Here is a 22,063-nt window from a genome sequence, read left to right on the forward strand (position 1 = left end):
CCTCGGAAAATCGTTTGACTTCTATTCACCAGCAGGATTGTCGCGTCTGCTTTCAGGAAACTCTGCAATCAATGGACAAGTCTGCATTCCCGACCGCCAACCCGGCATGAAACCCGACCTATTCAGGTCCAATCCCCCGCGCAACGGATTGTCTCGCGGGCGGTTTCGAGTCCGGGTGTCTCGACCACGATCCGGGTCCGGCGGTCCAGCGTGCAGCCCAGCCCGAGTTCGAGCAGCGTGGCGTGGGCCGCTCGCAGGTCCGCGCAGGTGCCCGCATTGAGCAGACCTTCGGCCCCGGCCGCCTCCAAGAGCAGCGGCGTGGCGCGCGGGGCGAGCAACGCGGGGCGTGTCGCCCCCTCGCGCAGCACCAGCCACTGCAACAGGAATTCCAGATCGACCAGGCCACCCCTGCCCTGTTTGAGGTCGAAGCGATCCCCGGCGCTGCGGTCCAGTTCGGCGCGCATGCGTCGCCGCATCGACAGCACGTCCTCGTGCAGCTTCGCCGGATCGCGCGGCGTCGCCAGAATGTCGCGGCGCACGTCTTCGAACGCGGCGGCCATGGGGTCATGCCCGGCCACGAAGCGCGCGCGGACAAGCGCCTGGTGCTCCCAGGTCCAGGCCCGCTCGCGCTGGTATTCCGCGTAGCTGGCCAGCGACGACACCAGCAGCCCCTTGCCGCCGTCCGGGCGCAGGCGCACGTCGACGTCGTAGAGGCGGCCGCCGCCGGTCACGGTGCCCAGCAGCGCGACGATCTTCTGTCCCAGGCGCGCCGCCCAGCGCTGTGCATCGAGCGGACGCGCACCGGTGGACCGCGCGTCGGCGGGCGCGTCATAGAGAAACACGAGGTCGAGATCGGAGCCGAAGCCCAGCTCCTCGCCGCCGAGGCTGCCGTAGCCGATCACCGCGAAGCGCGCGTCCGGCAATGCGCCATGCATGGCTTCGAGATCGCGCCTGGCCAGTGCGAGCACCGTATCGACGACCGCATCCGCCAGCCACGCCAGCTGACGCGTCGCGTCCTGGCCGGACTGGCGACCATCCAGCGTCGCGAGCGCGATGCGGAAACTCAGTTGCTGCCGCGTCTCGTTGAGATCCAGCAGGCCCGCTTCCAGATCCGGCTGCCGCAGCGCGCGCGCGCAGGCCTGGGCCATTTCGCCCCGCGGCAGCAGCGGCCCTTCATCACGCGTGTCGAGCAGTTCGTCGAGCAGCAACGGATGCGCCGCCAGGCGTTCGGCAAGAAACGCGCTGCGCTTGACCACGTCGACCAGACGCGCCAGCGCGGCCGGGCGTTCATCGAGCAGGGCCAGATAGCTCGCACGTCGCAGAATGTTGTGCAGCAGCGCGAGCAGCCGGCGGATCGCCTGCAGGGGGCGATCGGCGGGCGCCGATGCCTGCAGCAGGATCGGCATCAACCGGTCGAGTCGCGTGCGTGCGCTGTCGGACAGATCGCGCACGCTCGGCGAACGCGCGAAATCGCGCAGCGCGGTGTCGACGTCGGCGCTGTCGCTGAAACCGGCCGCCTCCAGCACCGCGCGCTCGCCACCCTCGGGCAAAGCCGTCCAGTAACCAGTGAGATCGTTGTCTGCAGTCGCCACACGTTGCTGGCTGCGCACGGCGAACAATGCATCGAACTCCTCCGCCACCGAGGCACGCACGTCGCGCAACGCATCAACGAGTGCGTCCCAATCTGTGTAACCAAGTCCGCGCGCAATCCGCAGCTGGTCCAGCGGATCGGCAGGCAGCCTGTGCGTCTGCGCGTCGCGCAGCATCTGCAGACGGTTCTCGAGCCGGCGCAGATGCCGGTACGCGTGTTGCAGCAACGCCAGTGTGTCGGCGTCGATCTGCGCATGCGCGTGCAAGGCGTCGAGCGTCGGCAGCAGGCGCCGGTCGCGCAGCGCGGGCTCGCGGCCGCCACGGATCAGCTGCAGCGCCTGGGCCAGGAATTCGATCTCGCGGATACCGCCGTCGCCACGCTTGATGTCGTCGGACAGCTCCTTTCGCGCAACCTCGGCCGCGATCATCGCCTTCATCTGCCGCAGGCCGTCGAGCGCACCGTAGTCGAGATAGCGTCGATAGATGAAGGGCCGCAGCTGGGTCAGGAAGCGTTCGCCGGCCTCGATGTCACCAGCGACCGGACGCGCCTTCTGCCAGGCGTAACGCTCCCAGTCGCGACCTTCGTGCTGGAAGTACTGCTCCATCGCCGCGAAGCTCAAGGCGATGCGCCCGGCACTGCCGAACGGGCGCAACCGCAGATCGACGCGATGGCTGAAACCGTCGCCGGTGTTTTCGTCGAGCAGCTTGGCGAGCTGCTGGCCGAGCCGGGTGAAGTAGTCCTCGGCCGCGAGCGCACGCGCGCCGTCACTCTCGCCTGCGTTCGCGAAACCGTAGATCAGGTCGATGTCGGAACTGAAATTGAGTTCGCCGCCGCCGAGCTTGCCGAGGCCGAACACGACCAGCCGCACGACATTGCCGTCGGTATCGCGTACGCGCCCGTAGCGCTGCGCAAACTCGGCTTCGAGCGCATCGAGCGCGAGCGTCAGACATTGTTCCGCCAGCGCCGTGCTGCCAGCCAGCGTCGCATCCACATCATCGAGACCGTGCACATCGCGCCAGACCAGCCGCGTCGAACACGCGGTGCGATAGCGACGCAGCAAAGCCGGCCATTCGCTGCGATTGCCCGCGTCGAGCACGGGCGCTGCGATGCCGTGTTGCGCGTCGTCTTCCAGCAGTTGTGCGAGTACGTCCGGTTGTCGCTGCAATACGTCGAGCGCGAAATCGCTGGTCAGCGCCACCGGGCGGATGCGTGCGAGTGAATCGGGATCGCTGCGGACGTGTTCCGGCAATCGCGCGACCAGACGGTCGAGCTGGGCGTCGAGTTCGGGCAGCAACGGAGTGTCAGGCATCCGCGGATTGTCGCATCGCGATGCGGATATCGAGCCTGGACGCGTGGTGTTTCGGCGTGACCTGCAAAAAACACCAGGCAAAAAAAAGCCCGCGACCGGTAAACCGGTTGCGGGCCTTGCTCCCTCCCCCACGTCGGGTGCAGGGCGATAGTGAAAGAGTCGTTACCGCTTTGCACGCTGCATTGCAAAACGATACCGGCGGGTTCAAAAAATCGCCCAGCGATTTTTGACGTCGCGAAGCGACGGCCCGGCGGGTGGCTGCCATGGATGGCGGCCACAAAAAACCCGCCTGTTCAGGGTTTTGGGCCCCGCCGCAGATCGCGCAGGATCTCGCGCGCGGCGTTACGTCCTGGCAATCCGGTGACGCCGCCGCCCGGATGCGACCCGGAGCCGCACAGGTACAACCCGCCCAGTGCGCCGCGGTAATGGCCCTGCCCGAGCACGGGCCGCGCACTGAACAACTGGTCCGGGCCGAGTGCGCCGTGGAAGATGTCGCCGCCGACGAGGCCGAGCCGTCGTTCGAGGTCGAGCGGGGTCAGCGCGTCATAGCCGAGCACGCTGCGCGCGAAGTTCGGCGCCCGTGCGTCGACGGTGTCGATCATCAGTTTGGCGACCGTGTCGCGATGCGCGTCCCAGCCACCGTCGGCATCCCCGATGACCGGATTGACGTGCTGGCAGAACAGGCTGGCGACGTGCTGGCCGGATGGCGCGAGGCTGTCGTCGAGCGTCGACGAGATCACCAGTTCGACCACCGGCGCGCGCGCCCAGCCCGGATTTTGTTCGCGCGATTTCGCATCGAAATACGCACGCTCGAAATACGCGAGCGAATCGCCGATCAGAATGCCGCTCTGGTGATGCGGCTGCAGCGTGGTGCCTGGGGCGGCGCGGAAGTCCGGCAGTTCCGACAGTGCGACATTCATGCGGAACGTGCCCGAACCACAGCGATAGCGGCGGATGCGCGCGGTGGTGTCCTCGTCGAGATGCTCGGGCGCGACCAGGCGCGTGTACAGCAGCTTCGGGTTGAGGTTGGACGCGATCACGCCTGCGCGCAGTGTGCGCCCGTCGGCCAGCGCAACGCCGACCGCGCGACCTCCTTCGACCAGCACTTGGGCGACTTCAGCGTCGGTGTCGATCACCACGCCACGCGCGCGGCATTCGGTCGCGATCGCATCGCTGATCGCACCCATGCCGCCGATCGCGTGACCCCAGACACCACTCTTGCCGTTGACCTCGCCGAACACGTGATGCAGCAGCACGTAGGCCGAGCCCGGCGTGTAGGGACTGGCGAAATTGCCGACGATCGAATCCCAGCCCAGCGCGGCCTTCAATGGTTCGCATTCGAACCAGTCGTCAAGCAGTTCGCCGGCGGATTTCGAGAACAGATCGAGCAGGTCGCGGCGGCCGCGCATATCGAGCGATTTCAGTTGCCGCGCGACGCCCAGCGAGTTGAGCCAGTCGGCGAGCACGAAGCGGTCGCTGACATTGGGCGGTGTGGCATGCATCAGTGTTCGCAGCACGACGACCACGCGATCGAGCATCGCGTAGTAGTCAGGCAGACGCGCGGCATCGCGCGGCGACCAGCGCGCGAGTTCGGCAGCGCCCTCTGGGCCGCCGAGACGGAATGCACGGCCGTCCGGCAGCGGCAGGAAATTCGAGTACGGCCGCTCGACCACGCGCAGACCATGCTGCGCCAATCGCAGATCGGCGATCACGTTCGGGTTGAGCAGGCTGACGGTGTAGCTCGCCAGCGAATTGCGGAAGCCCGGATGGAACTCCTCGGTGACCGCTGCGCCGCCCACGACGCGACTCCGTTCGAGCACGCGCAGGCGCAGGCCGGCGCCGGCGAGATACGCCGCGCAGACCAGTCCGTTGTGGCCGCCGCCGACGACCAGCACATCACAGTCGTCGGACGCTGCGCTCATGTGTGCCGGGCCAGTGTGGACTGCACCAGATCGGCCAGGGTCGAGGCCGCATGCGGACGACCGAGCGCGGCGGACGCGCGCGCGGCATCGGGCAGGACCGTCGGCGAGGCGAACGCATCGGCGAGCAGCGTCGACAGATGTTCGGGCGTCAGTTCGGGTTCGGGCACGCACCAGCCGATACCGGCCGCGGCCAGCGTCTCGGCATTGCGGCGCTGCTCGTCGCGCGAACCGCCCTGTGGAATCGGCACGAGGATGGCGGGCCTGCCGACAGTCAACAGATCGGCCGCCGTGGTCGCGCCGGCGCGGGTGATCACCAGATGCGCATCGCGCAAGCGTGCGCCCATGTCGTCGAAGAACGGGCGCACGGTCGCGTCGATGCCGACAGCGCGCAGCGTGCGCTCGATCTGGTCGCTCGCATCGCCCTTGTACTGCAGCGAAACCTGCAGGCGCTGGCGGATCGACTCGGGCAGTTGCAGCAGCGCCGGCGGCACGACCTCGCCGAAGACGCGTGCGCTCTGGCTGCCGCCGACCACGAGCAGGCGCAGCAGAGCAGCTGCATCGAGCAGCGGATAGTCGCCCCGCGCGTCGAGGATCGCCTGTCGCACGGGATTGCCGGTGTCGACGATGCGCGCGGCGTCGAAACCGTCGAGGCCGGCGGTATCCGGGAACGAGGTCGCCACGCCATCGGCGAAGCGCAGCAGCTTGCGGTTCGCCATGCTCAACCGCGCGCCCTGCTCATGCAGCAGCAGCGGCAGCGCACGGCTCTTGGCGGCGAGTGCCGGCGCGAAGCTCGGATAACCGCCGAAACCGACCAGCAGGCGCACATCGCGGCGGCGCATATCGGCGCGTGCCCGCGCCGTCGCGCGCAGGATGGTCAGGCCGGCGGCCAGCTTGCCCGACAGCCCACCTTCGAGGCTGCGCGCCGGCAGCACCACGTGGTCGAGCCCTGCCAGCGCTTGCGTATACGCCGCGCCGCGGCGCTCGGTGTAGATCACGACCGGATGCCCGCGACGCTGCAGCTCGCGCGCCAGCGCCTCGGCCGGGAACAGATGCCCGCCGGTGCCGCCGGCGGCGCAGGCGATCGTGGGAAGCGATGCGGGAGACACGTGCGACATGGACAACCTGGGGGATCACGACAGCGCACGACTATAGCCAGTGCGCCCGGCGCGTTCACGCCCGCGCACGGCGCTCAGTCGTCGAGCGAGCGCGTCATGAAGGTGCTGAAGGGATCGTCGACGTAATCGCCGAAGGGGCCGCATGGCTCGAAGCCATGGCGCGCGTACAGCGCATGCGCGGGCGCGAACGCCGCCGCGGTGCCGGTCTCCAGGCTGAGCCGCTGCCAGCCCTGCGCACGGGCCGTGGCCATCAGGTGCGCGAGTATCGCTGCGGCCACGCCCTGACGCAGATGCGAGGTATCGGTGCGCATCGATTTGAGTTCGCCATGCCCGTCGCCGAGATCCTTCAGCGCGCCGCAGCCGGCGAGTGCATCGCCACGCCAGGCACTCCAGAACGACACGCCGGGTGCGCGCAGGCCGGACAGGTCCAAGGCATGGATGCTCTCGGGCGGCGAGTGCAGGGCCATGGCATCGAGGTGGGTCTGCAGCAGCGCGACGACGCGTGGATCGTCGAGGCCGCCGGCGCGGATCTCCAGCGTCGACCCGACCGCCTGCAGCCACGCCAGCTTGCGCGCACGCGGCTGGCGCTTGAGTTGCCACTCGGCCCGCGAGGCGCTGGCGCGGTCCGGGTAACCGCGGCTGGCGAGAATGCGCACCGGTGGATTGCCGCGGGTGTACTTCGCACCACGGCCGGCCACGTGCGCGGCAAACCGTGCATCGAGATCATTGGTGATGCCGGCATACCAGCTGCCGTTGCGGCATTCGAGCAGGTACAGGTGCCAGGGCGGCGGTGTAGTCATCGCGCCGATTATCCATACGCACGCGGCGCTGTCAGCGCTCGAGTCGCTCGAAGGCGAACAGCGCCGCGAGGCGGTGCTTGCGCCGCTCGATCAGCGCGCGCAACAGGCCTGCACCCAGCATCGAATATGTGATGCCGTTGCCACCGTAGGCCATCGCGAAATGCACGCGTTTGCCGGTCGCCGGATGCGGGCCGAAGAACGGCAGACCGTCCTCGGTCTCGGCGAAGGTGCCGGCCCAGGAGAAGGTCGGCGTCAGGTCGAGATCCGGACGGATCTTGGCAATCTGTTTCATCAGCACGCGCGCCTTCTTCTCCACGCGCGCATCGCGCCGCGCGGGTACGTCGACGTCGTCGTCCTCGCCACCGATCAGCAGGCGCCGGTCGCCGGTGGTGCGCATGTAGAGATAGGGCCGCGCGGTTTCCCAGACCAGGGTGTGGGTCAGCGGGCCGAGCTGGGCCTCCGAGATCGGATCGGTGACGAAGGCATAGCTGCTGCGGTTGCGCGCGACCTGCTTGGGCAGCCAGTGCTGGCTGGCATAACCGGCCGCGATCACCACGTGACGGGCGCGAATGCGCGCACCGTTGTCGGTCGTGGCGACGACATCGCGCGGACGCGCATCGAGCCGGAGGATCGCCGTGCGGTCGAACACCTGTGCGCCGCGCTTGACCAGCCGCGCGAGCAGGCGCGACGCGAAACGGTAGGGATCGACCTGGGCGGCCTGCCGGCTGCGCAGCGCGGCGGGCGCGTCGATCCGGTACTCGGCTTTCAGCGCTTCCGATTCCAGATACTCGATGTCGAAGCCATGCCGTCGCCGTGCCTCGTATTCCTCGCGCAGACTGGCGACATCGCGCTTGCGGCTCGCGTAGTAGAGACTGTCGGCGCGTTCGAAATCCACATCGCGCAGGCCACGTGCGACTTCGCCCAGCATGTCGATCGCGTCGCCGCAGGCGCGATACGCCAGTGCGGCATCGGCCTCGCCGTAACGCTTGGCCAGATCCACCAGATGGGTGTCGATCTCGTACTGCAGCAGCGCGGTGCTCGCGGCCGTGCTGCCCCAGGCGATGTCGCGCTGCTCGACGACGACGACCGAATGACCGTGCGTGGCGAGTTCGTCGGCGATCAGCGCCCCGGTGATGCCGCCGCCGACGACCAGCACGTCGCAGGCCAGGTCGGCCTCGATCCGCGGAAACGCATGCATCAATCCATTGCGCACGGCCCAGAAGGGATAACCGCTCTTGAGGTCCATGCGCCTGAATCGGGAGGGAGGTGCGCCAGCCTAGGCACGCGCGTGTGAATGCGCCGACGACGCCCCCGTCCGCCGCCCGCTAGACTGCGCGCCCCTGCCCGACCCGTCCCGCGATGCCCGTCGTTCCCGCTCCCGCCTCCACCGCCCTGCCGTCCACCGACTGGGACGTCATCGTGCTCGGCGCGGGCGCCGCCGGCCTGATGGCGGCGATCGCGGCCGGCCAGCGCGGCCGCCGCGTGCTGGTACTCGACCACGCGAACAAGGTCGGCAAGAAGATCCTGATGTCGGGCGGCGGCCACTGCAATTTCACCAATACCGGGACGACGCCGGCGCAGTACCTGTCGGACAACCCGCACTTCTGCAAATCCGCATTGGCGCGCTATACGCCGCAGGATTTCATCGAACTGGTCGACCGCCACGGCATCGCCTGGCACGAGAAGGAACTGGGCCAGCTGTTCTGCGATGGCGCATCGAAGCAGATCGTGCAACTGCTGCTCGACGAGGCCGATGCCGTTGGCGTGCAGGTCCGCACGCATTGCGCGGTACAGCTGCCGCGACGCATCGAGGACGGCTATGCGATCGACACCGCGGCCGGGCGCCTGCGCTGCGCCTCGCTGATCGTCGCGACCGGCGGCCTGTCGATCCCGAGCATGGGCGCGACCGGGTTCGGCTACGACCTCGCGCGCAGCTTCGGCCATACGCTGGTGCCGACGCGCGCCGGCCTGGTGCCGCTGACGCTCAGCGGCAAGCACCAGGAACGCCTGGACGCACTGTCCGGCGTCGCGCTCGATGTCGAAGCCGGCTGCAACGGCGCGTTCTTCCGCAACCGCATGCTGGTCACGCACCGCGGCATCAGCGGCCCGGCGATCCTGCAGATCTCGTCCTACTGGCAGCCCGGCGACGATCTGCGCCTGGACCTGCTGCCCGGTCGCGATGCGCTGGCGTGGCTGCAGACGCAGCAGGCCGAACGGCCCGGCACCGAACTCAAGAACGTGCTGGCCGAACTGATGCCGCGCCGCTTCGCCCAGCGCCTGTGCGAGATCTGGCTGCCGAACCGGCCGATGAAACAGTTCACCCCGCCGCAGCTGCAGGACACTGCCGCGCTGCTGCAGGCCTGGCCGCTGGTCGCCAGCGGCACCGAGGGCTACCGCACCGCCGAGGTCACCCTGGGCGGCGTGGACACCGGCGGCGTGTCGTCGCGGACGATGGAATCACAGCACGCGACCGGGCTGTATTTCATCGGCGAAGTGCTCGACGTCACCGGCTGGCTGGGCGGCTACAACTTCCAGTGGGCCTGGGCGTCAGGCATGGCCGCCGGCAGCGCGGCGTAAGGAATTTTGCAGAAGCGCGCTCGCGCGCGATGGGCATTCGCGGCAAAGCCCTTCGCGCGCAAGCGCGCTCCTATATTGATCAGGCCGCCTGCGCGTTCGCCCGCGCGCGACGCGTGCGCACGGCATCGGCGAGGCGGTCGAGCGTGCGCACCGTGGTCGTCCAGTCGATGCAGCCGTCGGTGATGCTCTGGCCGTAGACCAGCGGCGTGCCCGGCACCAGCGCCTGCTTGCCGGCAACCAGATGGCTCTCGATCATCGCGCCGACGATGCGCCGCTCGCCGCCTTCGAGCTGGCGCGCGATGTCGTCGATGACCTTCGGCTGGTTGTCGGGATTCTTGCTGCTGTTGGCATGACTGGCGTCGATCATCAATGCCGCGCGTTGGCCCTGCGCCTGCAGCACGCCGGAGGCCGCCGCGACATGCGCCGCGTCGTAGTTCGGCGCCACGCCGCCGCGCAGGATCACGTGGCAATCCGGATTGCCGGCCGTCGACGCCACCGCGCAGCGCCCGTCCTTGCCGACGGCGAGGAAATGGTGCGGATGCGAGGCCGCGCCGACTGCGTCCACCGCGATACGCACGTCGCCGCCGGTGCCGTTCTTGAAGCCGACAGGACACGACAGGCCCGATGCCATCTCGCGATGCACCTGGCTCTCGGTCGTGCGCGCGCCGATTGCGCCCCAGGCCACCAGATCGGCGAGGTACTGCGGGCTGATGATGTCGAGGAATTCCACGCCCGCCGGCAGGCCCAGCGCATTGATCTCACGCAGCAGGCCGCGCGCCAGACGCAGGCCTTTGTCGATCTGGAAGCTGCCGTCGAGGTCGGGATCGTTGATCAGGCCCTTCCAGCCGATCGTCGTGCGCGGCTTCTCGAAATACACGCGCATCACCAGTTCCAGCGCGTCGCCGTGCGTATCGCGCAGCGTGCGCAGGCGGTGCGCGTATTCCATGGCCGCGACCGGGTCGTGGATCGAACACGGACCGACGACGACGATCAGGCGGTCGTCCTCGCCGTGCAGGATCGCGTGGCAAGCGGCGCGCGCATCGGAAACGGTGGTCGACATCGCCTCGCTGCAGGGCAGTTCGGCGAGCAGCGTGGCGGGCGGCGTCAGCGGTTGCAGGTCGCGGATGCGGAGGTCATCGGTGTGCGGGGGCATGGTCGATCTCGGAAACGGAAGGCTGGAAACGAAAAAAGCCGCCAGGGTCTCTGGCGGCTTCCGGGAAGTCGTGCGACCTGGTGTCAGGGCGCGCGCGGACCGTCCGCCGCCGGTGGCGTCGGAAACGCGTACCAATAGAAAAAACGGGCGGGGCGCGAGGTCATGGCGCCATTGATAACACGGCACTCCAGGCGTTGCGACGGTTGCAGTCGCGACCATCGCGCCAGACTGCGGTCACTCCGGCAGCAGTGGCGGCCGCGATTCGTACCAGTCGCGCGCGCCGGCGATATGCAGTGTGCGCTCGCCGCCCTGCAGCTCGACGCCCATGCCGAGTACACCCCAGCGCGCGTAGAGATCGCCGTTGGGCGTGCCGTCGGCGATGCGCAACCGCGCCTGCAGGTCGATGCGATCGTTGCTCGCCTCGACGCGGTCGAACACCACTTCGTCCTCGCGCACGCGCAGCATGCCGGTCGCATTCGCCTCGCCCGAATCGATGAGATTGCCGATCCAGCGTGGAAACGCGCTGCGTTCGGCGAATAGGCCGAGCAGCACGCTGACGTCGCGCATCGCCACGCGGCCGCGGCCGTTGACCTCGAACGGTTCGCGCCAGGCCAGGGTGCCGTCTTCCAGTGCGAGGCGCGCCCACGACGGCGGCGCATCGTCGTCGGCGCCATCCAGACGCACGCCGTCGAGCTGCAGTTTCAATGCGTCCAGCGTGTAGTGCCGCCCCACCCGCTCCATGCGCGTGAGCCGACTGTCGAGCAGAACGTCTCCGGTGAGCGTCGAGGGGCCGAGCGCGAGACGCACGCCCTGTCCGCTCACCTGCATCCGGCCTTCGATCATCTCGCCCGCATTGTCCAGACGCAGATCGCCGCTGGCCACGCCACGGCCGGCCAGCAGGCGCGCACTGTCGCCAGGCAGATACCGGTTGTAGGTGCGCAGATCCGGCACTTCGGCATCGTCGAAGCGCAGCCGCGCGTCCAGGCGTTCGTGGAATTCGGCCAGCGGGCCGGTGGACGCGAGATCAAGTCGCAGGTCGCGCCCCTGCAGGTCCACGCGGTCGGGCGCGGTTTCCGGCGCGAGCACGAAGCGGTCCATGACGATGTCGATGCGCGTGCGCTGGGACGACGCATCGTCGCCGTCCACCCGCATGCGCGCGTGCGCCTGGCCCTGGAACAGGTTGTCGAGCACCGTGGCCTGCAGCCGTGTATCGCGCAGATCGATCCGGCTGCCCGGAGCCAGCTCGCCATCACGCACCTGCACAGCTGCCTCGAGGTCCGCGCGTCCCTCGAACGACAGCCAGTCGACGTCGTCGAGGATCACGTCGATCCAGCGCAGCGGCACCGCCGGCCACAGTGCATCGACCTGGCCCGACACGGCGCGCAACGGCCGCAGCCAGTCGTCCGGGCCCAGACGCCGGTCGTGGATCTGCAGATCCGCATGCAGGCGCGGTGGTTGGCCGGCGCCTTCCGGCACGCGTGCCGAGACCAGGATGCGATCGTCGGCCGTGCGCAATGCGACGCCCAGTGGATGGCGGACGTCCTCGCCGTCGGCGGTGCGCGAGAACACCGGCGCCGACCAGTCCAGCCGACTGCCCGGCATCAGCACGCCGCGCTGCAAGGTGAGATCGGCGCGCAGGTGGCCCGTGGTGCCGGATGTGCCGATCGGCAGTGCGTCGTCGTTGCGCGCGACCAGATCGATGCCCGGCGCCGGCCCGTCGACGCGCATGCGCGCATCGAGCAGGACCAGCTTTTCCTCGCCCTGCGCCTGTTCGCGGATGTGCGCGGGAATTTCGATGTCGAGTTCGAGACTGCCGTTGCGCAGCAGGGTCACCTCGCTGACCTGCAGGGTCGCATCCGGCATCTTCAGCGTGGACGGCCCGACTTCCATCGCGCCGCCCTGCAGGGTCTTCTCGAACTCGAACCGCGCCTCGCCATGTCCGGTTATGCGGGCCTCGTAGAAGTCCATTCGCAGCAGGCTGGGCGTGGTGATCGCATCGAAGCGCAGGGTCCACGGCGACTTGCCGGGCTTGCGGGTCGTCGGCATGTCGTGCGGGGTGCGTCCGACATGCACCGACACCCGCTGCGCGCGGATCGTCCCGAAGGCGAGTTCGCGGCCCAGCAACGGCAGCAGCTTGATGCGACCGCTGGCGCGCGGACTGGCGATGGTCCACAGGTTGGTCCGTGCATGCCCGCCCATCACGATGCCGCGCGTGTGGATGTGCCCCGGATACAGGCTCATCGCCCAGTCCCAGCGCGCGTGGAAGCGCTCGGGATTGCGGTTGATCGTATCCGCGCCGAACGTGCTGTTGAGGAACAGGTTGGCCGCGACGAGATACAGCAGATACAGCACGGCCAGCACGACGCCCGCACGACGCAACTCCGTGCGGTGCGCGCGCCACCACGGATCAGGAGCAGACATCGACATGCCCCCAGCATGGGCGATGGCCGGTGACGACAGCCTCCACGCGTCCCCGCTGCCCGAAGGATGCGCGACGAACGGCCCTGCACTCCGGACAAAAAAACCCCGCCTCGCGGCGGGGTTTTCTGTCTCACGGTGCAACTGGTTGAGGCTGGATCAGAAATCCATGCCGCCCATGCCGCCCATGCCGCCGCCGCCCGGCATCGCCGGCTCTTCCTTCTTCGGCAGCTCGGCGACCATCGCTTCGGTGGTGATCATCAGACCGGCGATCGAGGCCGCGTTCTGCAGCGCCGAACGCGTGACCTTGGTCGGGTCCAGGATGCCGAACGCGATCATGTCGCCGTACTCGCCGGTCGCGGCGTTGTAGCCGTAGTTGCCGGTGCCGTCCTTGACCTTGTTGAGCACGACGCTCGGCTCTTCACCGCAGTTGGTGACGATCTCGCGCAGCGGCGCTTCCATCGCGCGCAGCGCGATGACGATGCCGTGGTTCTGGTCTTCGTTGGCGCCACGCAGCTCGCCAATCGCCTGCAGCGCGCGCACCAGCGCCACGCCACCACCGGGGACCACGCCTTCTTCGACCGCTGCGCGCGTGGCGTGCAGGGCGTCTTCGACGCGGGCCTTCTTTTCCTTCATCTCGATCTCGGTCGACGCACCGACCTTGATCACCGCCACGCCGCCGGCCAGCTTGGCCACGCGCTCCTGCAGCTTCTCGCGGTCGTAATCGGACGAGGTGTCCTCGATCTGCGCCTTGATCTGCTTGATGCGGGCTTCGATGCCACCGGTCTCGCCGGCGCCGTCGATGATCGTGGTGTTTTCCTTCGAGACCTGGATCTTCTTGGCGCGGCCGAGGTCGGCGATGGTCGCCTTCTCGAGCGTCAGGCCGACTTCTTCGGAGATCACGGTGCCGCCGGTCAGGGTGGCCATGTCTTCGAGCATCGCCTTGCGACGGTCGCCGAAGCCCGGGGCCTTGACGGCGCAGACCTTGACGATGCCGCGAATCGTGTTGACGACCAGGGTCGCCAGCGCTTCGCCTTCGACTTCCTCGGCGACGATCAGCAGCGGCTTGCCGGCCTTGGCCACGCCTTCGAGCACGGGCAGCAGGTCACGGACGTTCGAGATCTTCTTGTCGTACAGCAGGATGAACGGGTCATCCAGCTCGGCCGACATCGACTGCTGGTTGTTGACGAAGTACGGCGACAGGTAGCCGCGGTCGAACTGCATGCCCTCGACGACGTCGAGTTCGTTGTCCAGGCCCGAGCCTTCTTCAACGGTGATCACGCCTTCCTTGCCGACCTTCTTCATCGCGTCGGCGATGATCGTGCCGATCGACTCGTCCGAGTTGGCGGAGATCGTGCCGACCTGCGCGATCGCCTTGTCGTCGGCCGTCGGCTTGGACAGCTTCTTGAGCTCGGCGACGGCGGCCTTGACGGCCTGGTCGATACCGCGCTTGAGGTCCATCGGGTTCATGCCGGCCGCGACGGCCTTGGAACCTTCACGGATCAGCGCCTGCGCCAGCACGGTGGCGGTGGTGGTGCCGTCACCGGCGTTGTCGGAGGTCTTGGAGGCGACTTCCTTCACCATCTGCGCGCCCATGTTCTCGAACTTGTCGGCCAGTTCGATCTCCTTGGCGACGGACACGCCGTCCTTGGTGATCGTCGGCGCGCCGAAGCTCTTCTCGAGCACGACGTTGCGGCCCTTCGGGCCCAGGGTGGCCTTGACGGCATTGGCGAGAATGTTGACACCACGCACCATCTTGGAACGTGCGTCTTCGCCGAAGCGGATTTCTTTGGCAGCCATTTGGAAAACTCCGGAATCTGGATTTGGGGATTAGGGGTGAACGGACACGCGTCCGTTGACCACCGAAGAAGCGGGATTGCGGTCAGTTCGGACGGACTGGAAAACGGCGCTCAACGCCTTGAATCCCAATGCCCGAATTCCGAATCCCGCGTTCGATCAACCGACGATCGCGAGGACGTCGTCTTCCTTGACGATCTTGTATTCGATGCCGTCGGCCTTGTAGGCGCTGCCCGCGTACTGGCCGTAGATCACGATGTCGCCGACCTTGACCTTCGGCGCGCGCACGCTGCCGTTGTCCAGGGCCTTGCCTTCGCCGATGGCGACGACTTCACCCTTGGTGGGCTTTTCCTTGGCGTTGTCCGGAATCAGGATGCCGCCGGCGCTCTTCTCTTCGGCCTCGACAGGCTTGACCACAATGCGGTCGTAAAGCGGCTTCAGGTTGCTCATTACAGCCTCGCTAAGTTGTTGATTGGAAAGAAATCGGTCGCCGATTCTAGCACTCGCCCAAGGGGAGTGCCAGAAATCCTGGCGCACGCACCCGGCAGAACCGGGGCCGCACGGGAGATGGGCGCGGGGAATCGGATTACAAGGGCGGGCGCGAAAAAATTTCAGCATCCGCAAACGCCCAGGCAGCCCGGGGGTGGACAGGCGAGCGTCGAGGAAGCGTGCAACGGCGCGGGGGCGCGTCCAGGCCGCCTTTGTCGGCATCTCATGCAGATGCAGGCGCACCAGCGCGTCGCCAGGCGCCATGCCGGCGCAACTACGTCGCAGGCGGCCCGGCGTGCTCAGCGGCTGTGACGCAGACCGGGGTCGACGCCATGCGCGCGCCAGGGTCCGTCTCGAAACGCGCCGCGCGGACTCCGCTCAGCGGAAGCGCCATGCCGCAAGCAGCATCGTCTCGCCATCGTTGGGCTGCTTGATACTGGCGTTGGAGATGTGCCGGGCCAGCAGAGAGAACCGTTGCCAGCGCCAGCCCACCGTACTGACGAACTGCGGATTGCCCGACAGTGCGCTGGTGCGGCCAGCCTGCACGCCGACACCGAACCCGGCGACGAAGCCGTTATCGCGCTCATAGCGCGCACCGCCATGGAAGACGCCGGCGTCTTCGGACAGATCGAATCGCGTGTTGTCGCGCCCGCGCACGTAGATCGCGCCGACGTCCCAGCGCAGCACACCGTGACCGGTGCGCCGCCATTCGGGCAGCCAGGCGGCGCTCGCGACGAAGGTGGTCTCGTTGTCGCGCGTGGCGGAGGCGCCACCACCCATCTCGATGGGAGCGCCTTGGGCGGCGGCAGGGAAGGCGGCGCAGGCGAGCACGGCTGCGGCAATGAAGAAAGTGATCGGGCGCATCGAGCTCTGTGGGAACCGCCAGGCGATTCGTCTGGGTCTGTAAAGGTCGGAAATTATACCGACGGGTTTAGTAATACGCAGGGCCGCATTCTCCCGTCGACGGGATACTGCGTCCGCCCGCCGGCGCGCAAGCGTGGCCGCGGTCGCGTGGAGAGGCCGTGCAGGCCACGCGAGGACTGCCGCGCTCCCTGCGGCAACCTCCCCGCGGGAGCGCATCCGCTCAATCGCGCCGGAAACGACGTGGTGGTCGATGAAGAAGTGCTGCCGATGATCCAGACCCCGCCGGGAGGCTGCCTGAGCGGCGGGACCGGCTGTCCACGCTGCGTCCCTGCGCGCGGCTGGAGACGATCGCCATGCCCGTCGGCGCCGGCCAGCCGGCCAGCCGGCCAGCCGGCCTGCCGCTGGGTCACCCGCGCGCTCGCCCCGGACGAACCGGGCTGAGCGGTCGGCGCTGAATCCGCGTTCGGCATCCGCTGCAACGGCCTGCGATACTGGCGCGATGCGTGCGCCCTCCTCCGATGTCATCTCCGGCCGCGAGTGCCGGCCTCACCCCTTCCCCGGCCCGCCACGCCGTGTGACCGCGTGGCTGCTGGCCTGCGTGCTGCTGCTCGCCGGACTGCCGGCCTGGGCGCAGGGCATCGGCTTCGACGATGTGCTGCCGGTCGACGAGGCGCTGAAGGTGTCCGCCGAGGCGGTCGCGCCGGACCGGATCGAAATCCGCTGGGCCATCGCCGATGGGTATTACCTGTATCGGCACCGCATGGGCGCGCGGGTCGAGAGCGGCTTCAAGACCAATCCGCTGCAGTTGCCGGACGGCCGCAAGCACACCGACGAGTTCTTCGGCGAGGTCGAGACCTATCGCCGCCAGGTCACCGCCGTGCTCACCGGCGCGCCGGCCGACGGCGTCGACAGGGTGCAGATCGAAGTGAAATACCAGGGCTGCGCGGACGCGGGCATCTGCTATCCGCCGCAGACGCGCACGCTGCAGGTCGCCTTGCCGCGTGGCGCGACGGGTGCAGCGCGCGCGTCGGCCGCAAGCGATTCGGGTTTCGCCGCCTTCGGCCAAGCCCTCGGCGGCAACAACGCCGGCCGCACGCCCACGCTCACCGGCGCCAACGATGCGCTGCCGCCGGAGCGCGCGTTCGCGTTCGAGGCCATCGCGGGCGATGGCGACACGATCCTCCTACGCTTCACCCCGGCCAAGGGCTACTACCTCTATCGCGACCGCAACCGCTTCGAAGTCCGCGGCGCCGACGGCATCCGCGCCGGCGCGCCGCGCTGGCCGACGGGACAGTCGCACCATGACGCGCATTTCGGCGACGTCACGGTCTACTTCGACCAGGTCGACGTGCCGCTGCCACTGGTACGTACGACTGCCGGCGCCGTGGAGGTCGACGTCGTCGCCACGTTCCAGGGCTGCCAGGACGAGGGCATCTGCTATCCGCCGATGACCCGCACGGTGCGGGTCGCCTTGCCAGCGGGTCGCGTGCAGACCGTAGCGGAAGCTGCGGCTGCGCTGGCGGGCCCTGCCTCGACCGGGGAGACCACTGCGACAGACGCAGCCGTCGATGCGAACGACAATGCGACGCCCGAAGGCCTCCCGCCTGTCGCCTCCGGCGACATCGACGCGTCCACCGCGGCGACTCTCGAGGCCGAAACCCCCGATGCGAGCGCCGACAACGCAGCGCGCACGCGCCCGCCGAGCGACACATCGATCGGCCTGTTCGCGGCGCTTGGCCTGGCATTGCTGGGCGGCCTGCTGTTGAACCTGATGCCCTGCGTGCTGCCGATCCTGTCGCTGAAGGTACTGGGCATCGCGAAGAGCGGCGGCAGTCGCGCAGCTGCGCGCTCGCATGCGCTCTGGTACACGGCCGGCGTACTGGTAGCGTTCGCGCTGGTGGGCCTGCTCGTGATTGCGCTGCGAGCCGCCGGTCAGGCGATGGGCTGGGGCTTCCAGTTGCAGCAACCGTGGTTCGTCGCCGCGCTCGCCTATCTGATGTTCGCGGTCGGTCTGAGCCTGTCGGGCGTCTTCAATCTCGGCGGGCGCATCGGCAATGTCGGTCAGGCGCTCGCGGGACGCAGCGGTCCGGTGGGCGATTTCTTCACGGGTGTGCTGGCGTGCGTGGTCGCCAGTCCGTGCATCGCACCGTTCATGGGCGGTGCGCTCGCTTTTGCCTTTACCGCGTCCACGCCGATGGCGCTGGCGGTGTTCCTGATGCTGGGCCTCGGCCTGGCGCTGCCGTTCCTGTTGATCGGCATGGTGCCGGCGCTGGCCGACCGCCTGCCCAAGCCCGGCGCCTGGATGGAAACGCTGAAGCAGGCGCTGGCCTTTCCGATGTATCTGACCGCGCTGTGGCTGGCCTGGGTGCTCGGCAAGCAGCGTGGTGTCGACGCGATGGCGCTGCTGGTCGCCGGCATGACCGTGCTCGCGCTGGCGCTGTGGTGGTTCGAGCGGCGTCGCTGGACCGGCCACCCCTTGCATCGCGGACTCGCGCTGGCACTCGCACTGGTGGCATTGCTGCCGGTGGTCGCGGTCGGTCGGCTGACGGCGCCAGCAACCGCGGCCGCCGCAGCCACCGAAGGCGGCACGCACGTCGTGTATTCCGCGGAGCGCTTGGCCGCCTTGCGGGCCGCCGGCACGCCGGTGTTCGTCAACATGACCGCCGACTGGTGCGTGACCTGCAAGGCCAACGAGCGCCGGGTGCTGTCCGGCGCCACGTTCAAGTCTGCGCTGGCAGAGGCGGGCGCCACCTATATGGTCGGCGACTGGACCAATGTGGATCCAGAGATCGGCGCCTTCCTCGAAACGCATGGCGCGGTGGGTGTGCCGCTCTATGTGGTGTATCCGGCCGGCGGCGGTGACGGTGTGGTCCTGCCGGCGCTGCTCAGCGATGCGATCGTCGTCGACGCGCTCGGACGCGCGGGATCGGCGCAATGAAGGTCGGTCCGCTGACCGTCGTCGCGATCGCGGTCGTCGCCGGCGGTCTCGGCGTGCTCGCCAGCCTGTTCGTCGGCGGCCCGGGTCCGCTGCTCGGCACCGAGGCCGGACAACGTCTCTATGCCGACACGCTCAGTGCGACCGCCCCCGCGCCACCCGAAGGCGTGACCGTCGCGGGCCGGGGCGATGTGATAGCGCCATTCGAAGTTGCGGGCCTCGAAGGTCCCATGCTCCAGATACCAGCCGCCTACGCCGGTCGCCCGGTGCTTGTGAACCTTTGGGCCAGCTGGTGCGGGCCCTGCATCGAGGAAATGCCCGAGCTCGACCGTTTCGCCCGCGCACAGGGCGACACCGGCGTACAGGTGCTGGGCCTCGCCCTCGACGATGCCGAGGCGGTGCGCGCATTCCTCGAGCGGATTCCGGTGACCTACACCATCGCCCTGGATGCGCCCGGCCCGGCCGATGCCGGCGTGCGCCTGGGCAATCCGCGCGGCGTGCTGCCCTATACCGTGTTGCTGTCGCCCGATGGACGGTTGCTCAAGCAACGGATCGGCCCCTTCGCCCATGGCGAGATCGACGGATGGGTCGCACCCTGAGCGCAAGAATTCAAACAAACGTTTAAAATCGTCAAACGTCTGCGAACTGGACACCATCGGGGACATCCCGCAGACTTCGCGCACCTGCCGCACCGCATTCCCGATGGCCTCGATCCTCGTCCTCCACGGCCCCAACCTCAACCTGCTCGGCACCCGCGAGCCGGCTGTCTACGGGCACGCGACCCTGGCCGACATCGATACCTCGCTGCAGACCGCCGCGCAGGCCGCCGGCCATACGCTGGAGAGCCTGCAGTCGAACGCCGAACACGTGCTGGTCGACCGGGTGCAGGCCGCCCGCAGCGACGGCACCGCGCTGATCCTGCTCAACCCGGCCGCGTTCACCCACACCTCGGTGGCCCTGCGCGACGCGCTGGCCGCGGTGGCGCTGCCGTTCTACGAGATCCACCTGTCGAACCCGCACCGCCGCGAGCCGTTCCGCCACACCAGTTATTTCAGCGACCTCGCCATCGGCGTGGTCTGCGGCTTCGGCGCCGACAGTTACCGCTACGCGCTTGACGCCGCGATCAACAGGCTGCGCGACGCCTGAGCTCCGACACGCATTCCATCCCGTTCCTTCGTCGCGCGACTGCGCGACCCACGCACAGAGAGAGGCCCGCATGGACCTGAGAAAGATCAAGAAGCTCATCGACCTGCTCGAAGAGTCCAACCTGACCGAGATCGAGATCAAGGAAGGCGAAGAGTCGGTGCGCCTGTCGCGTAACTCGGCCGCCGCGCCGATGATGTACGCCCCCGCGCCAGCCGCTGCCGCCCCGCGCGCCGCCGAGCCGGTGATGCCGATGAGCTCGCCGGTCGACGCCGCCACCGGCGGCACGCCGAAAGCCGCAGGCGACGATCTGCCGCCCGGCCAGCTGATCAAGTCGCCGATGGTCGGCACGTACTACGCCTCGCCCGCACCGGACAAGCCGGCCTTCGTGACCGTGGGCCAGCAGGTCAAGACCGGCGATACGCTGGGCATCATCGAAGCGATGAAGATGTTCAACCCGATCGAAGCCGAGACTTCGGGCACCGTCGTCGCGATCCTGTGCGAGAGCGGCCAGCCGGTCGAATTCGACCAGCCGCTGTTCGTGATCGGCTGAGGCCGCCGCGATGCTGGAAAAAGTCGTCATCGCCAATCGCGGTGAGATCGCGCTGCGCATCCTGCGCGCGTGCCACACCCTCGGCATCCGTACGGTCGCGGTGCACTCCACCGTCGACCGCAACCTCAAGCACGTGGCGATGGCCGACGAATCGGTCTGCATCGGCCCGCCGCCTTCGGGTCAGAGCTATCTCGACATGCCGGCGATCATCGCCGCTGCCGAGGTCACCGACGCACAGGCGATCCATCCCGGCTACGGCTTCCTCAGCGAGAACGCCGACTTCGCCGAACGCGTCGAACAGTCGGGCTTCATCTTCATCGGGCCGAAGGCCGAGACCATCCGCCTGATGGGCGACAAGGTCGAGGCGATCCGCGCGATGAAGGAGGCCGGCGTGCCCTGCGTGCCCGGTTCCGGCGGCCCGCTCGGCGACGACGCGGCGACCAACGTCAAGATCGCCCGCGAGATCGGCTACCCGGTCATCGTCAAGGCGGCCGGCGGTGGCGGCGGACGCGGCATGCGCGTGGTCCACACCGAAGCCGCACTGGTCAACGCGATCGCCACGACCAAGCAGGAAGCCAAGGCCGCGTTCTCGAACGACATGGTCTACATGGAGAAGTTCCTCGAGAACCCGCGCCACGTGGAAATCCAGGTACTGGCCGACGGCCAGGGCAATGCGATCCACCTGGGTGAGCGCGACTGTTCGATGCAGCGTCGTCACCAGAAGGTCGTCGAGGAAGCGCCGGCGCCGGGCATCACGCCCGAGGCCCGTGCGGCGATCGGCAAGGTCTGCGTGGATGCCTGCATCCGCATCGGCTATCGCGGCGCGGGCACGTTCGAGTTCCTGTACGAGGACGGCCGCTTCTACTTCATCGAAATGAATACCCGCATCCAGGTCGAGCACCCGGTGACTGAAATGGTGACGGGCATCGATCTGGTCCGCGAACAGCTGATGATCGCCTCGGGCCACAAGCTGTCGATCCGGCAGGAGGACGTGGTGCTGAGCGGCCATGCGATCGAGTGCCGCATCAATGCCGAAGACCCCGACACCTTCATGCCCTCGCCCGGCACGATCCGCCACTTCCATGCGCCCGGCGGGCCGGGTGTGCGCGTCGACACGCATGTCTATGAAGGGTATGCGGTGCCGCCGAACTACGACTCGATGATCGGCAAGCTGATCGTGCACGGCGCCGATCGCGAACAGGCGATCTGCCGCATGCGCGTCGCGCTGTCGGAGATGGTCGTCGACGGCATCAAGACCAACATTCCGCTGCAGCAGCGGATCATGCGCGACCAGGGCTTCCATGCCGGTGGACAGAACATCCACTACCTGGAGAAGCGTCTCGCCGAACGCAAGAACAAGACGCTGGCGATCGGCTGACTTCGACTCCGGACGCCGC

At 68.2% G+C, this 22,063-nt stretch carries 16 protein-coding genes and 1 pseudogene; 6 read left to right on the forward strand and 11 right to left on the reverse strand.

Translation table 11 applies throughout. The features are described 5' to 3' along the window. Positions 1-122: 122 nt before the first annotated feature. From glnE to AC3IRM_RS14010, 6 genes and pseudogenes are all read right to left on the reverse strand, one after another. Positions 123-2,900: a bifunctional [glutamate--ammonia ligase]-adenylyl-L-tyrosine phosphorylase/[glutamate--ammonia-ligase] adenylyltransferase gene (gene glnE, locus AC3IRM_RS13985; protein ID WP_489203683.1), complete on the reverse strand. Its 2,778-nt coding sequence runs from the start codon at positions 2,898-2,900 to the stop codon at positions 123-125. A gap of 293 nt (positions 2,901-3,193) precedes the next feature. Continuing rightward, positions 3,194-4,822 carry a phytoene desaturase family protein gene (locus AC3IRM_RS13990; protein ID WP_489203684.1) on the reverse strand — a complete coding sequence of 543 codons (1,629 nt, stop codon included), beginning with the start codon at positions 4,820-4,822 and terminating at the stop codon, positions 3,194-3,196. Next, positions 4,819-5,937, reverse strand: a complete 1,119-nt coding sequence (locus AC3IRM_RS13995; protein ID WP_489203685.1) for a UDP-N-acetylglucosamine--N-acetylmuramyl-(pentapeptide) pyrophosphoryl-undecaprenol N-acetylglucosamine transferase — start codon at positions 5,935-5,937, stop codon at positions 4,819-4,821. The genes AC3IRM_RS13990 and AC3IRM_RS13995 overlap by 4 nt, the downstream gene beginning before the upstream one ends. Positions 5,938-6,011: 74 nt before the next feature. Further along, positions 6,012-6,404 (reverse strand): GNAT family N-acetyltransferase, encoded by a 393-nt coding sequence (locus AC3IRM_RS14000; RefSeq protein WP_489205932.1) that lies wholly within the window; start codon positions 6,402-6,404, stop codon positions 6,012-6,014. Between the two features lie 63 nt (positions 6,405-6,467). Beyond that, a pseudogene (locus AC3IRM_RS14005) lies at positions 6,468-6,737 on the reverse strand (GIY-YIG nuclease family protein); the annotation flags it as partial. Positions 6,738-6,768: 31 nt separating this feature from the next. Then, positions 6,769-7,983 (reverse strand): NAD(P)/FAD-dependent oxidoreductase, encoded by a 1,215-nt coding sequence (locus AC3IRM_RS14010; protein WP_489203686.1) that lies wholly within the window; start codon positions 7,981-7,983, stop codon positions 6,769-6,771. A 113-nt stretch (positions 7,984-8,096) separates the two neighbouring features. Here AC3IRM_RS14010 and AC3IRM_RS14015 point away from each other — a divergent pair, with 113 nt between their 5' ends. Next, positions 8,097-9,314, forward strand: coding sequence for a BaiN/RdsA family NAD(P)/FAD-dependent oxidoreductase (locus AC3IRM_RS14015; RefSeq protein ID WP_489203687.1), 1,218 nt, complete (start codon positions 8,097-8,099; stop codon positions 9,312-9,314). Positions 9,315-9,393: 79 nt separating this feature from the next. On the opposite strand, the gene AC3IRM_RS14020 is transcribed toward AC3IRM_RS14015, so the two are convergent. From AC3IRM_RS14020 to AC3IRM_RS14040, 5 genes are all read right to left on the reverse strand, one after another. Continuing rightward, entirely contained in the window at positions 9,394-10,467 is a 1,074-nt protein-coding gene (locus AC3IRM_RS14020) for a 3-deoxy-7-phosphoheptulonate synthase (protein ID WP_489203688.1), read from the reverse strand. 234 nt (positions 10,468-10,701) lie between these two features. Continuing rightward, complete coding sequence (locus AC3IRM_RS14025) at positions 10,702-12,894, reverse strand: hypothetical protein (protein WP_489203689.1); 2,193 nt, start codon at positions 12,892-12,894, stop codon at positions 10,702-10,704. 150 nt (positions 12,895-13,044) lie between these two features. Further along, the gene (gene groL, locus AC3IRM_RS14030; protein ID WP_489203690.1) at positions 13,045-14,685 is read right to left on the reverse strand and encodes a chaperonin GroEL; all 1,641 of its coding nucleotides are present in this window, start codon (positions 14,683-14,685) and stop codon (positions 13,045-13,047) included. Between the two features lie 156 nt (positions 14,686-14,841). Beyond that, positions 14,842-15,132 carry a co-chaperone GroES gene (locus tag AC3IRM_RS14035; RefSeq protein ID WP_310155264.1) on the reverse strand — a complete coding sequence of 97 codons (291 nt, stop codon included), beginning with the start codon at positions 15,130-15,132 and terminating at the stop codon, positions 14,842-14,844. 417 nt (positions 15,133-15,549) lie between these two features. Next, positions 15,550-16,035, reverse strand: a complete 486-nt coding sequence (locus AC3IRM_RS14040) for an acyloxyacyl hydrolase (protein ID WP_489203692.1) — start codon at positions 16,033-16,035, stop codon at positions 15,550-15,552. 499 nt (positions 16,036-16,534) lie between these two features. Between AC3IRM_RS14040 and AC3IRM_RS14045 the strand changes: the two genes are divergently transcribed. The 5 genes from AC3IRM_RS14045 to accC all read left to right on the forward strand — a co-directional run bounded on the left by AC3IRM_RS14045 (position 16,535) and on the right by accC (position 22,044). Beyond that, positions 16,535-18,973 carry a protein-disulfide reductase DsbD family protein gene (locus AC3IRM_RS14045; RefSeq protein WP_489203693.1) on the forward strand — a complete coding sequence of 813 codons (2,439 nt, stop codon included), beginning with the start codon at positions 16,535-16,537 and terminating at the stop codon, positions 18,971-18,973. Further along, positions 18,970-19,569, forward strand: a complete 600-nt coding sequence (locus AC3IRM_RS14050; protein WP_489203694.1) for a TlpA disulfide reductase family protein — start codon at positions 18,970-18,972, stop codon at positions 19,567-19,569. The genes AC3IRM_RS14045 and AC3IRM_RS14050 overlap by 4 nt, the downstream gene beginning before the upstream one ends. Before the next feature lie 103 nt (positions 19,570-19,672). Next, entirely contained in the window at positions 19,673-20,116 is a 444-nt protein-coding gene (gene aroQ / locus AC3IRM_RS14055) for a type II 3-dehydroquinate dehydratase (protein WP_489203695.1), read from the forward strand. A gap of 70 nt (positions 20,117-20,186) precedes the next feature. After that, positions 20,187-20,666, forward strand: coding sequence for an acetyl-CoA carboxylase biotin carboxyl carrier protein (gene accB / locus AC3IRM_RS14060; RefSeq protein ID WP_489203696.1), 480 nt, complete (start codon positions 20,187-20,189; stop codon positions 20,664-20,666). Between the two features lie 10 nt (positions 20,667-20,676). After that, positions 20,677-22,044, forward strand: a complete 1,368-nt coding sequence (accC, locus tag AC3IRM_RS14065; protein ID WP_489203697.1) for an acetyl-CoA carboxylase biotin carboxylase subunit — start codon at positions 20,677-20,679, stop codon at positions 22,042-22,044. Positions 22,045-22,063 lie beyond the last annotated feature (19 nt).

Source organism: Luteimonas sp. KH_071, assembly GCF_057838005.1.